At 72.0% G+C, this 13750-nt stretch carries 7 protein-coding genes; 5 read left to right on the forward strand and 2 right to left on the reverse strand.

The window, feature by feature from the left end; translation table 11 throughout:
• Positions 1-57 precede the first annotated feature (57 nt).
• The 5 genes from ACN268_RS27325 to ACN268_RS27345 all read left to right on the forward strand — a co-directional run bounded on the left by ACN268_RS27325 (position 58) and on the right by ACN268_RS27345 (position 8096).
• Entirely contained in the window at positions 58-1143 is a 1086-nt protein-coding gene (locus tag ACN268_RS27325; protein ID WP_421485793.1) for a hypothetical protein, read from the forward strand.
• A gap of 109 nt (positions 1144-1252) precedes the next feature.
• Positions 1253-1630, forward strand: coding sequence for a membrane protein insertion efficiency factor YidD (gene yidD / locus ACN268_RS27330; RefSeq protein WP_421485795.1), 378 nt, complete (start codon positions 1253-1255; stop codon positions 1628-1630).
• Positions 1631-1772: 142 nt separating this feature from the next.
• Positions 1773-2474: a TetR/AcrR family transcriptional regulator C-terminal domain-containing protein gene (locus tag ACN268_RS27335; RefSeq protein WP_421485797.1), complete on the forward strand. Its 702-nt coding sequence runs from the start codon at positions 1773-1775 to the stop codon at positions 2472-2474.
• A 54-nt stretch (positions 2475-2528) separates the two neighbouring features.
• Positions 2529-3689 (forward strand): phosphotransferase family protein, encoded by a 1161-nt coding sequence (locus tag ACN268_RS27340; protein WP_421485799.1) that lies wholly within the window; start codon positions 2529-2531, stop codon positions 3687-3689.
• Positions 3690-3785: 96 nt separating this feature from the next.
• Positions 3786-8096, forward strand: a complete 4311-nt coding sequence (locus tag ACN268_RS27345; RefSeq protein WP_421485800.1) for an AAA domain-containing protein — start codon at positions 3786-3788, stop codon at positions 8094-8096.
• Positions 8097-8307: 211 nt separating this feature from the next.
• Here ACN268_RS27345 and ACN268_RS27350 read toward each other — a convergent pair whose 3' ends face one another.
• Together ACN268_RS27350 and ACN268_RS27355 are read right to left on the reverse strand one after the other, a co-directional pair.
• On the reverse strand, positions 8308-10083 hold the full coding sequence (locus ACN268_RS27350) for a hypothetical protein (protein WP_421485801.1): 1776 nt from the start codon (positions 10081-10083) through the stop codon (positions 8308-8310).
• Between the two features lie 232 nt (positions 10084-10315).
• Complete coding sequence (locus tag ACN268_RS27355; RefSeq protein WP_421485803.1) at positions 10316-13378, reverse strand: DUF3427 domain-containing protein; 3063 nt, start codon at positions 13376-13378, stop codon at positions 10316-10318.
• Positions 13379-13750: the final 372 nt, after the last annotated feature.

Below are 13750 nucleotides of genomic sequence, written 5' to 3' on the forward strand. Positions count from 1 at the left end.
CTGCCGTTGAGCCGGGTGAACACCCCGGTTGGTGGCTCGCACGGCGGAGGGGTCGGCGTGGCGATGACTGATTCGACGGGTTCCACCTGGCGCTACACCTGGGCACGTCAGCAGAACGAACGACGACGGCGGGCCTACCGCACCGTCGAGCGGGCCTGGCGACGCCGCGACGACGAACTGCGACGGCTCCGGGCCCTCGCCGTCGGTCTGCAGGGCACCGCGGCGGCCGGGGTCGGCCTGCCGTTGGCGTTGGGCCCCGGCGAGGTGGTCCTCTGGGCGGTGCCCGGCGCGCAGCTGGTCGAGGTCCGCCACACCACCGTGCTGCCCGCCCCCGACCTGGTCGTCGAGGCGGAGCCGGGGCCGCTGCGCCACCGGCTGCCCGACGGGGTCCGGGCCACCGACGCCGGGATCGCGGTGGTCACCAACCGTCGGTTGGTCCTGCTCGGCGGGCGTGGCCGGCGTGACTGGGCGTACGGGAGGATGACCGGGCTGCTGCACGACCCGGCGGCCCCGGTCACCCTGATCCAGGTCCTGGACCGGCGGCAGACCTCAGGCGTGCTGCTGCCGCCGGGCGCGGCGGCCGAGTTCCGGTTCGTGCTGACCCTGGCCTTCGCCGACGCCATCGAGCAGCGGCCCGCCCTCCTCGCCCAGCTCGACGAGCTGATCGCCCTGCATGCCGAGAGCGCGCCGTTCCGACCGGCGATCGCCACCCCCGCGCAGGCGCGGATCAGCGCCCGGGTCCCGGGTGGTCGGCGGACCGTCGCGGTGGCCGCGGCGCTGACCCTGGCGGTGCCGGCGGTGCTGGTCGAGTCCGATCCGCCGGTCACCCCCGAGGTGGCGGCGGCGGCCACCGCCGCGCCCGGTCCGCGCGTCACCCGGCTGCCACAGCCGTCCCCGTCACCGTCCGTGGTGCGGGAGCGGCGCTGCGGGGCGCCGGCCAACCCGATGGGGTACGACTACTGCGGCGGCGACCGGGTCCGCGAGCCCGACCACCGGGTCTGCGACTGGTTCGACTGCGTGCCGCAGTTCTGGGCCGGGCGGGGCTACCTGGTGCTGTGCCGCGACGGCGCGGTCAGCCTGACCGGTGGGCAGCCGAAGCCCTGCGCCGGCCACGACGGGGTGCGCCGCACCGTCCACCGCTGACCCCCGGGGTGCTTCTCGCGGTTGGGCGAAGTAGTGGTGTCAGGCCCGGTCCGGTACCGCTACCTCGGCCCACCGCCCTGAGAAGCGGGGCTGGCGGGGCCGTCGCATCATGTACGGCGTGATCCATTTCAAGCGTAAGCAGCACAAGAAGAAGCGTGACTGGTGCGACGCCGACTGCGACGGCTGCGACGGTCTGCCCTGCTGTGACTTCGGCCTGTTCTCCCTGCTGCTCACCCTCGGCGCGGGCACCGCCCGGGTGAGCCGGTCGCCGGTGGTGGACCGGGCGGGCCGGGCGGCGATCCTCGGCTACCGGCGGTGGTTGTCGCACCGCTGGCCGGGCCAGTGCCGCTACACCCCGACGTGCAGCGCGTACGGGCTGGCCGCCGTCGAGCGGCACGGCCTGGCCGTCGGCGGCCGGATGGCGGCGGACCGGCTGCGCCGTTGCCGGCCGGGCGTTCCGCGGGGCACCCACGACCCGGTCCGCTGACCGTCAGGGGGTCTACGCGACGGCGTCCCGGGATTCGCGGTGGACCCTCCCGGCCCGGTGCAGTTCCACCACCGGGGACGCGGACGGCGGACCGTGATTTAACAGCGTTAAATCAACTGTGCGCGGTACTAGGCTGCTGCGGGTGGACGCGACCGAATTCAGTGGCCGACCGGACGGCCGGCCCGCCCCCATCTGGCTGCGGACGGAGCCGGCCCGCAACCGCCGGACCACCCCGCTGACCCGAGAACGGATCGTAACGGCGGCAGTCGACCTGCTCGACCGCACCGGCGTCGACGGGCTGACCATGCGCCGGCTGGCCGAACGCCTCGCGGTCACCCCCACCGCCCTCTACTGGCACGTCGCCACCCGGGACGACGTCCTCGACCTGGCGGTCGACCACATCTTCGGCGAGGTGCCGCTGCCGGCCGCCGGCCCCGACTGGCGCGACGACGTCCGCACACTGACCTGCGGATGGCGGGCGGCCATGCTCCGCCACCCCTGGGCGCCGAGCCTGATCGGTCGCCCCATGCTCGGCCCGCACGTCCTCGCCCGCACGGAGTTCCTGCAGTCGGCGCTGGTCCGCGCCGGGTTCACCGGCCGGGACCTGGCCGTGGTGACCCGGCTGGTGGCCAACTACGTGATCGGCGCGGCGCTCACCGAAGCCACCTGGCGGCAGACCGACGACCCCGGGGCCCGCGCCGAAGCCCGCCGGCACCTCGTGGCCAACGCCGCCGCCTACCCCACCCTCACCGCCTCCGGCCACCTCGACGACGACCGGTGGAACGACGACGACCTCTTCGCCCGCGGCCTCGACGCGATCCTCGCCACCGCACCGGGAAGCTGACCGCCGCCGGTATTCGGCTCGCGCGCCGGCCGGGCGGCTCGCTACCGTCCGGCCATGGTCCGCACCGTCCGCCTCGTCCTGGTCGACGCCACCGGCCGGACGCTCGGCGCGCTACCCGACTTCGACGTGCCGGTGCCCTGGTGGCAGGACGCCGCGGCGGTCGTCGCCGGGGCCCGCGCCGAGTACGGCGTCGAGGTGACCGTGCTGCGGCTGCTCGCCGGGCGGCAAGGGCGGCCACCCGGGGGCCACGTCAGTTACCTGGCCGAGGTGGCCGGCCCGGTGCGCGTACCGCTGCTGCCGGCCGAGGCGGTGCAGCCGGCGGCGCATCCGCTGCGCGCGCCCTACGCGCAGCCGGGCGGACCGGCGGCGAGCCTGGCCTGGGCCGCCGCGCAGCTCGACCGGCTGGGCCGGCCGGCGAACGTGTCGGCCCAGGAGCGGACCTGGAACCTGTCGGCGGTCTGGCGGCTCGACGGGCCGCACGGCACCGCCTGGCTCAAACAGGTGCCGGTGTTCTTCCGGCACGAGGCGGCGGTGCTGCGGCTGCTGGCCGACGACCCGGCCACCCCCACCCTGCTCGCCGCCGACGACGAGGGGCGGATGCTGCTCGACCACGTGCCGGGGGAGGACCGCTACGGCGCCGACGCCGCCGAACGCGCCACCATCGCCGCCCGGCACCACGCCCTCCAGATCCGCACGCTGCCCGCCGCCGACCGGCTCGTCGCCGCCGGGGTGCCGGACCTGCGCGGCCCCGCCCTGACCCGGTGGCTGCGCGCGACGCTCGCCCCGCACCAGGCGCACCGGCAGCTCGCCGACGTCGAGACGCGCCTCGACGAGGTGACCCGGTGCGGGCTGCCCGACACCCTCGTGCACGGCGACCTGCACCCCGGCAACGTCCGCGCCGACGGGCGGCGACACACCATCATCGACTGGGGCGACGCGTTCGTCGGCCACCCGGCCTTCGACATCCTCCGGCTGACCGAGCAGCTACCCGCCGGGCCGGCCGCCGCCCTCGTCGCCGACTGGTGCGCCCGCTGGCGGGCCGACGTGCCGGGCTGCCGACCGGAACGGGCGGTGGCGCTGCTGCGGCCGGTGGCGTGGCTGCGCATGGCGGCGGTGTACGCGATGTTCCTCGCCGGCATCGAGCCCAGCGAGCGGGTCTATCACGACCGGGACGTGCCGGAGAACCTGGCGCGGGCGAGCGCCGACACCGGCTGACCGCCGCCGGAGGTGAAGAATGCCGACCGGAGGTCCCGTCCGGGAGGAATTCGCCGGTAGGGTGCCGGGGACCGCCACAGCCAGCAAAGGTGCCGCATGCTCTCCCGCGCCACGTCCGACATCGAATCGCCCGCGCTGATCCTGGAGCGCACCACCGCGCTGGTCGACTATCTGATGGCCGTCCGTGCCCAGCTGGAGAAGCCGGCCCGGACGGTGCCCACAGCGGACGTGTTCTGGCAGCACGACCTGCCCGACCACCCCGACTGCCAGGTGGGCGTCTCGGCCGACGGGGTGAGCTGGCTCCAGGTCGGCCTGCCGGCGGCACCCCGGCGACTGAAGACCCCCGTCGAGTTCGTCGCGCACCTCGCCGACACCCCGCCCTACCCGGCCGAGCCGAGGCTGACCGGCGACGAGGAGACGGTCGCGCGGCTGCGACCCCGCTTCGAGCAGTGGCGGGAGCAGGACTGGCGGCCCTGGGCCGAGCAGGCCGCCCGCACCGACCGGGTACGCCAGCTGCACCGCGCCCTGTTCGACCTGATGCACCGGGTCGACATGACCGCCGCCAGCCACGAACTCGTCTGGGGTCACGGCGTCATCCACACCGACGTCGCCGGTAACCGGGTGCGGTATCCGCTGGTGGTGACCCCGGTCGCCGTCGAGTACGACCCCGACCGGTCGGTCGTGCGGGTGGTGCCGCAGGGGCCGGCCCGGTTGCAGACCGACCCGCTGACCGGCCTCGACGAACGGTACCTGCGGCAACTGCTGGCCCTGGCCGGGTCCGGCGGGCAGCTCGACCTCGACGTCTGGGCGGAGTTCGACAGGCGGGAGTTCTTCGAGCGCGCGCTGCGCCGCCTCGGCCACGACCCGGTGCTGCGCGACGCCGACGCCCCCGCCCCCACCGGCCCGTACGTGCACGACACCGGGGTGCTGTTCGTCCGGCCCCGGCAGCGGATGCTGCGCCGGTTCCTGGAGGAGCTGCGGGCCCGGCTGCTGGCCGGCGACACCACCGGCATCGGCGCGCTCGCCGCCGTCCTCGCCCACGAGCCGAGCCGGCTGGAGATGCCGCAGGACGAGCCGCAGCGGTGGCAGCCGCTGGGGGAGCGGCTGCTCATGCCGCTGCCCACCAACGAGGCGCAGGAGTCCATCGCCCGCCGGCTCGCCCAGCACCGCAACGTCGCCGTGCAGGGGCCACCCGGCACGGGCAAGACGCACACCATCCGCAACCTGATCTGCCACCTGATGGCGCACGGCAAGCGGGTGCTCGTCGTCGCGCAGAAGGAGGACCCGCTGCGGGTGCTGCGCGACGGCCTGCCGGCGGAGATCCAACCGCTCTGCCTGGCCGTGCTCGGCCGCTCCGCCGACCAGCTCGTGCAGCTTCAGCTCGCCGCCCGGGAACTCTCCGACCGGGGCGCCACCCTGGACCGTCGCGCCGAACAGCAGCGGGTCGACCGGCTGCGCCGGCAACTGGAGGAGGCCGAGCGGGACCTCGGGCTCGCCCTGGCCGGCCTGCGCGCGCTCGCCGAACACGAGTCCGCCCGGTACGAGATCGACGGCATCCGGCTGTCCCCCGGCGACGTCGGCGTGTGGCTGCGCGAACGGGCCGACCGCTACGGCGACATTCCCGACCCGCTCGCCCCCGACCTGGACTCCCCGCTGACCGGGGAGGAGTTCAGCGACCTGCTCGACATCGCCCGGCGTACCCGGCGGGCCGACCGGGCGCAGGCGTTGCGGAGGCTGCCGACGGCGGCCGACCTGCCGACCGCCGAGGCGATCCGGGACGACCGCCGGGAGCTGGCCGCGACCCGGCACGAACTGGACCGGCTCGCCGACGCCGGGATGCTGGTCGCCGAGGTACGCGCCGTCGGACAGCCCGCACTGGAGGAGCTCGGCGGGCAGCTCAGGGAGGCGCTGACCCTGCTCACCGAGCGGGAGGGCGCGTGGACCGACCGGCTCGGCGCGTTGTTGCAGGCCGACGCGAACTGGCGGATCCGGTGGGAGGACCACGTGGCCGCCAGCCAGCAGGCGCTCGCCGACCTGGCCGCCGCCGCCCGGGTCGTCGCCGGTCACGAGGTCGCCGTCGCCGAGCTCCACCTGACCGAACCGCGCCGGCTGCTGGCGTTGCTCGACGAGCTGCGGCAACGCTTCGCCGCCGGCAAGGGCGTCAACAAGCTCTTCCAGGGCACCCTGGCCCGGATCGCCACCGACTGCCGGATCGACGGCGAGGTGCTGCGCAGTGCCGACGACGTCGACATCGTCGTCGCGTACGTCACCCGGCGTCGGCTGCGGCAGGCGCTGGCCACCAGGTGGGCGCAGTGGCGCGCACCGCTCGGCCTGCCCGCCGAGGTCGGCGACGAGCCGGAATACTGGACGGGCCAGCTGCTCACCGCCGCCGCCACCGCGCTGGACTGGGATCGGCGGCGCTGGCCGACGCTGCTGCGCACCGTCCGCCGGGTGCTGCCGCGCGCCGAACACACCGTCGACGTACGCCGGCTGACCGCGCTGATCGCGCTGCTCGGCCGGGCCACGGCGGTGTTCGTCCACGACGAGCTGGTGGCCGAGGAACACCGGCTCGACGCGCTGCTCCAACGCGGCATGTCCGGCGTGGAGGCCAGCGACCTGTGGCGGCTGCTGGACCACGCCTACCAGGGTGACCTCGACGGCTGGGACGCCCTGCTCGACGAGGTGCGCCGACTCGCCGCCCTGCGCCCCGAGGCGCACCGCTTCGCCCAGCTCACCGGGCGGCTGCGGCCCGTCGCCCCGGACTGGACCGCCCAGCTTGAGGACGGCACCGCCGCCGCCCTGCACGGCACCGGCGCGGACTGCCTCGACCGGTGGCGGTGGCGGCGCGCGCAGACCTGGTTCGACCAGGTCGTCGGCAGCGTCGATCCGGTCGCCCTGGGCCGGCGCGTCGACCGCACCCGGGAACGCATCCGCCAGCTCACCCGGGAACTCGTGGTCGCCTCCGCCTGGCTGGAGGTGTCGCTGGCGCTGGACGACCGGCGGCGGGCCGCCCTCGCCGACTGGACCACCGCCCTGCGCAAGATCGGCAAGGGGACCGGGAAGAACGCCGCCCAGTGGCAGGCCCACGCCCAGAAGGCGATGACCGCCGCCGTGGACGCCGTCCCCGTGTGGGTGATGTCGGTCGACCGGGCCATCGAACAGTTCGCCGGCGGGGCGCGCTTCGACGTGGTCATCGTCGACGAGGCGTCGCAGGCCGACCTGTTCGCCCTGCCCGTGCTCACCCTGGCGCAACGGGCCGTCGTGGTCGGCGACGACCAGCAGATCGGCCCGCAGCTCTCCTTCGTCGGCAGCGTCACCGGCCTGATCAACTCACACCTCGTCGACGTGCCGTCGGCCGAGCACTTCGACCCGGAGAGCAGCCTCTACGACCACGCCGTCCGCCGCTCGCCCGAACGCATCCTGCTCACCGAGCACTTCCGGTCCGTACCGGCGATCATCGGGTTCTCCAGCGACACCTACTACGGCGGCGAGATCGAACCGCTGCGCACCGACCGGCCCGCCGGCATCGGCGACCCCGTCGTCGCCGTGCACGTGCCCGAGGGCGTCCGCCAGGACCTGCCCGCGTACGGCAACGTCAACGTCGCCGAGGCCGAAGCGCTCGTCACCCGGGTCGCCGCGATCGTCGCCGACCCGGCGTACGCGGGCCGCAGCGTCGGCGTGGTCAGCCTGCTCAGCACCAGCGGACAGGCCCTCTACCTGCTGGCCCGGCTGCGCGAGGAGATCGGCGAGGAGGAGATGGAACGCCGCCGGCTGCGCGTCGGCGACCCGTACACCTTCCAGGGCGACGAACGCGACGTGGTGCTGGTGTCGACTGTCGTGTCCCCGCACCAGGGGCCGGTCGCCGCGTTCACCAAGCGCGACCACCACCGCCGGGTCAACGTCGCCGCCTCCCGGGCCCGCGACCAGCTCTGGGTGTTCCACTCCGTGCAACCCGACGACCTGCGCCCCGACGACGCCCGGGGCCTGCTGCTGCGCTACTGCCAGAACGTCACCACCGCCGAGGAGGCGTACGACGACCTGGAACGGCGCTGCGACAGCGACTTCGAACGCGAGGTGCTGCGCCGCATGCTGCGCCGGGGGTTCCGGCCGTTGCCGCAGTTCCGGGTCGGCTCGTACCGGATCGACTTCGTGCTGCCCGCGCCGGACGGGCGGCGGCTGGCCATCGAGTGCGACGGGGACGCCTACCACGGGCCGGAGCAGTGGGAGAGCGACATGCGCCGGCAGGCGGTGCTGGAACGGGTCGGCAACTGCGTGTTCGTCCGGATCCGGGGCAGCGTGTTCAGCCGGGACCCGGAGGCGGCGCTGATGCCGCTGTGGCAACGGATCGAGGAGATGGGCATCGGTGTCCGACCGACCGTGGAGCGGGAGGGACAAAACCATGAGTGACGGGCGCGACTGGAACGTGCTGCGTGACCGGCCGCTGGCTGAGCCTGGGGCTGTCGAGGCGTACGAGGCGACCCGGATCGCCTTTGAGTCGGGTGAGGAACTGCAGCATCGGGGTGAGACGGTTGCTGGAGTCAGCGGCCGGGACCGCCAGGATGCCGCCTTAGCGTCGTAACGTGGCCCGCGGTCGTACGGTCGCTTCGTCGCCGAGCAGTCAACGGCAGGTCGGCAGGCTCAGGCCGCCCCGGTCCTCCCTCCGCAGCCAGGTCTCGGGGAGCAGCCCCGAGCGGCCGTCAGGCCAGCGGATGCGGTACCAGCGACTGCTAGTCCAACGCCCGAGGTTCTGGTCGTCGCCTGAGGATTCCTTCTGTTCGTTGGTCACCTCGTCTCCCTCGGTCTGGCATACCGCGTTGATGCGTGCGCCGGAGGGCAGAAAGGTGCCGTCGATGACGCACTCGGAGCAGGCGCGTTTCGGTTGGCCGGTGAGCCTGGCCAGTTCGTCGTCCTCCCGCATCTGCATCCCGTCGGTGACTCGGTTGTCGACGACGACGGTGCGGCCGATTGCCGGCGGCTCGGCCTCCATGCCGTCGGTGGTCATGGCGATGGTGAACTGGGTGTAGCGCGCGCCGTCAGGCTGGTGCGCGAGGCTCACCAGACCGAATTGCCCGGGCGTCGTCCATACGCAGATGCGGCTGGACCGGGTCAACTGCTGCGGGGAGTCGCTCCAGTTGCCGACAGTCCAGCAGATTCGTGGATCGGACACTCCTTCACCGGGAAAGGCAGGACTCAGCCGGGCGCCACCAACCGGGCTCAACGTAGCCTCGGCGGTGAGCTTGATGTCGGGATGGTGCGGCTGCCCCCACTCGTTGAGATTGAATTCCTGTCCGTCGGCGAGTCGCGCGTAACGGCAGATTGCAGTGGTGATCGGGAGGCACGTGCCAGGCGTGGGTGCGAGATCCGCCGTGGAGCCCGTTTCTGCAGGGTGCCCCAGGCGGCCCGTCGATGGAGGCAGTACGGTCCAGACCAGGGTGCCGACGCAGAGCGCGGCCACCGCACCGCCAACCCATCTGAAGGCGCGGCTCCCGCGCCAGGGCAGGATGGCGGCCCAGACCCCGGCACCCAGGCCGAGGAAGGCTGCGGCCCGCACCACGGAAGCGTTGACAGCTGGCACAGCGAATGCCAGGGCGACGAGGCCAATGAGGACGGGAAGCAGTTTTTCCCAGTTCAGGGACCTGTTTGACGAGGGGCCTTCCGTCGACCCGGCGGTCACTGGCGGCACATGCTCCGACGGCGACGTCGCCCCGTTCGGTTGCAGTGCTTGAGCCACTGACGAGCGGGTGACAGATGTCGCGGCTTCTTCCCGTCGCTGCCAGTACTCTTCGATGGTCCCCACGTCACGGAATCTCCGTACGCCCCGTCCGATGGTGAAGTACCAGGGATCACCGTCGTGATAGCTCTCCGATCCCCATTCCTCCGCTCGCAGCAGCGCGCGTAGCCGTGCTAGCTGATCGTTGGCGGTGACGCTCAGTTGGCGAGCGAGGTCCGTAGCGGTGAGGACCGGTTGATCGGACTCTGCCGACCACGTGGGCGACGGGTGGAATCCGCGTTCGAGATGGGCGGCGAGCCGAACGGCACGCCGGAAGAGCTCGAGTTCGTCGCGGGCGCGGTCGGTGGCGAGTGCCCCTGCCACCGTCAGTCCCACTTCCTGCCCGGACGTCAGAGCGTCTGGCCGCCCGGGGGCCACCCCGTACAGCACGCCGGCCGGGATGGCAGCGAGGACGGTGGCGGCGTCGGTGATGTCGTCCCAGCGGTCGAGCTGGCGATCGATCTCGGAGAACGTCGGCCACCTGTCGTTGACGGTTAGGAACGTCCAGATCGCCTGCACCGCTTTGTGTTGTTCGGTGGTACCAGGTTGGGGAGGGATCACGTCGACAATTGTCCTATGTGGCTCAGCGGTGCCGACGCGCGCCGCCAGATATGCAAGTTGCATCTGACTTCCTGCCCTCTGGCCAGGCAAAACGGCGAAGAGTGCAGTAAAGAGAGATCATTTTTCCGCTCTTCTTGATCGTTTAATCTGGTGGGTGACTTTCGGTGGAACTCTGCGCTGACGACCCGAGATGATCAATTAGGAGGTGTGCCCACAGCACCGGTGAAGGTGTGGTGGAAACTCTCGGCTCGGACCACCCGCGCACGCACCGGGGCCCGGCGGTTCCACCTGTCTGTCAGGCGGCGATGGTGCGGGCCGCCGCGTACAGGTCGGCGGGTAGCGGGGTCGCCAGCTCCCACACGATCCGCATCGGCCGTTCCCCGCTGTGCTGCCGGTAGGTCATCGGCCCGGCGTACAGGTAGGCCGGAGCGCCGAGGTCCCGGTCCGGCACCCGGGTCTCCCGCACGAACAGGTGCACCGTCGAGCCCCGTGCCGCGTGGTGGACGTACCGCTGACCGGTGGGGGACGACTCCGAGGTGGTGCTCTGCGACTCCCACTGGAACAGCCGCTCGGTGATGGCCCGGTCGGCGTACATGGTGGTGGGGGAGTAGTGCTGCTCCGACTTGACCAGGGTGACGAAGAACAGGTCCGCCTGCTCGGCTTCCAGCCACTTCACCCCTTCCCGTAGCGACCCGGGGTTGGTCATGCCGAACGCCGCGCACGCCTCGTTGCGGCTGTACCGGGCGTGCACCCGCAGCACGCCGACGGGCGCGGTCACCCGGTGGATGCGCTCCCGCAGCACCTCGGCGACCTGGCGCAACTCGGCGCAGCGGGACTGCTCCGCCCACAGCCGGTTGAGTCGTTCCTCCCGGGCGGCCAGCGGCACCTGCGGACCCCACAGGTCGAAGTGCAGCATGTGCCACAGCCGCCCGTCGGGCGGCAGTGAACCGGCGGCGACCCGGGCCAGCAGGTCGAGTCGGTCGACGTCGTCGAGGTGCAGCATCCGCCCGATCGCCCTGCCCAACTCCCGGTCTGCCGGGCCGGGTGGGGAGGTGTCCAGGCCAGCGAGCCGTCGCAGCCCGGTCCACCCGCCGATCGACGCCGACCGGTAGACGTCCTCGATCTCCAGGCCGGTCTCCCGCAGGAATTCGGCAAGGCCCACGTCGCCGAGCTGACGCAGCTCGGCCACCAGCCCCCGCTTCGAGGTGGGCAGCGCGGTGCGCAGGTTGGCGAGCACGATCTCCTTGGCGACCCGGTCGAGCTGCACGTGGCAGCCGCTGGGCAGCGACGGGAAGTCCTGCTCGACGGCGGCGCTGACGGCCCGGCGGCTGACCCCGGTCAGCGCCCGCCAGCGCAGGTCGAACCGGAAGTTGGCGTGCTGCGCGCCGATGAAGTCGAGCACGGTCAGGCACGGCTTGTCGTCGTCGAGGCGCAGCCCACGGCCGAGCTGCTGGAGGAAGATGGTGGCACTCTCGGTGGGCCGCAGCATCAGGATCGTGTCGACCATCGGCAGGTCGACACCCTCGTTGAACAGGTCGACGGTGAACAGCACCCGTAGTTTGCCGGCCTTGAACTCCCGCAGCAGCCGGTCGCGTTCCGCGCGGTCCGCCCGCGAGGTCACCGCCGCCGACGGTACGCCGTGCCGGGTGAACCAGTCGGCCATGAACTCGGCGTGCCCGATGCCCACGCAGAACCCGATCGCCCGCATCCGAGAGGTGTCCACGGTGTCCCGCACGGCCTTCAGAATGATCCGCGCCCGTGCGCCGTCACCGGTGTAGACGCCGTCGAGATCCGCCAGGTCGTACCCCTGGCCGCGCCGCCACCGCAGGTGTGACAGGTCCGTGTCGTCGTGGACCCCGAAGTACTGGAACGGCGCGAGCAGTTGCCGCTCCAATGCGTCCCATAGGTGCAGCTCCACGGCCGTGCGGCCGTCGAACCACCGCCGCACGTCGCCGCCGTCGGCCCGGTCGGGCGTCGCGGTGAGCCCCAGCAGTACGCGCGGTGCGAGCCGTTCCAACAACCGGGCGTACGTCGGCGCTTCCGCGTGGTGGAACTCGTCGACGATCACCATGTCGTACGCCTGCGGGTCGATCTCCCGCCGGTGCAGCGACTGGATGGAGGCGAAGACGTGCGTCCAGTGCGTCGGTACCTGCCCGCCCACCAGCGTCTCGCCGAAGCTGCCGTCCCCCATGACCTGCCGGAACGTCGACAGGCTCTGCCGCAGGATCTGTTCCTGGTGGGCGACGAACAGCAGTGAGTCGACGGTCTTGTTTCTGTGTAGTCGCCGGTAGTCCAGGGCGGCGACGACCGTCTTGCCGGTGCCGGTCGCCATCACCACCAGGTTGCGGTGCCGGCCGTGCACCTGCCGCTCCGCGTCCAGGTCCGCCAGGATCTCCGCCTGATACGGGTACGGCCGCACGTCCAGGTTGGCGATGGGTGTCGGTTCGTCGCCGGAGCGTTCCCCGCGCAATGCCTGGCGCAGCCTGGCGGCGTCCCGCCCGGGGTGGTATGCCTCGAACGCCGGGTCGTTCCAGTAGTCCTCGAACGTGGCGGTGAACGTGTCGATGACGTGCGGCTGCTCGACGTTCGAGATCCGGACGTTCCACTCCACCCCGTCGACCAGCGCCGCCTTCGACAGGTTGCTCGACCCGACGTACGCGGTGGTCAGCCCGTTGCCCCGACGGAACAGCCACGCCTTGGCGTGCAGTCGCGTGGTCCTGGTCTCGTAGGAGACCTTGATGTCGGCCCCGAGTTCGGCGAGCCGGTCGAGGGCGCGTTGCTCGGTCGCGCCCAGGTAGGTGGTGGTGATGACGCGTAGTTTGCCGCCGCGCCCGATCAGCTCCCGGATCGCCGGTTCGACGATGCGCAGGCCGTGCCACTTGATGAACGCACAGAGCAGGTCGACCCGCTCCGCCGACGCCATCTCGTGGCTGACCTCGTGGCCGATGCGGGGCTGGTGTCTGCCGTTGACCAACAGCGCGCCGGTGGAGAGCGGGGTGGTGGGGCGCTGCGGGAAGGTCGGCTGCGCCGGGGGAGTGGGTGGGGCGGCGATGGCGTGCAGGAGGTTCTTGGCGTCGGCGATCTGGTCGTGGTGGTCGGTCGCGGCGGGGCTGAGGGCGGCGACGGCCTCGGCGATCCGGTTGGTCAGCTCGACCTGGTGGCGCAGCTTGTCGTCGCCGTTCGGGACGGCTTGCAGGGCACGGCTGATCAGGGCGGCGAGGTGGCGGGTGAGGGGGTAGTGGGAGTCGGCGGGGTCCAGGGGGTGGTGCTGGACGTGGGCCGGGTCGAGGTGGCGAAGACGTGCGGCGAGCTGGTCAGTGATTAGGTGCTCGTAGCTACCCAGCTCAAGATCCGTCACGCAGGCACGGTAGCTGCCGATGGCGTGTCTCTGGATCAGCTGTCGGTTCTACGACAGCCTGAGATCTCATACATCGACGAATCGCCATTCTTCAACTAATAAGCCTTGGCATCGTAGTGGCGCTTGAACAGGGGAAACTCTCTTTATGGTACTAGTGCAAGACCTGTGTTTGGCCCGTGGGGCGTTCATCGCTAGGCCTCGTTTTTGTGGCGCGGTTGATGGGATTGGTTTTCGCGTTCTGGTTGTCGGTCCCGTGCATGTAAAGTTCCTGGAGCACTTGCGCCGGCGAGGCGCAAGGCTTGGGCGTGGAGTGACGTTGCTGCATGCTGCGCAAAGTTGGATTCATTGTGCACGATGGCTTGTTTGATTGGT

This window comes from Micromonospora sp. WMMD735 (genome assembly GCF_049178995.1).
GTDB classification, from domain to species: Bacteria; Actinomycetota; Actinomycetes; order Mycobacteriales; family Micromonosporaceae; genus Micromonospora; species Micromonospora wenchangensis.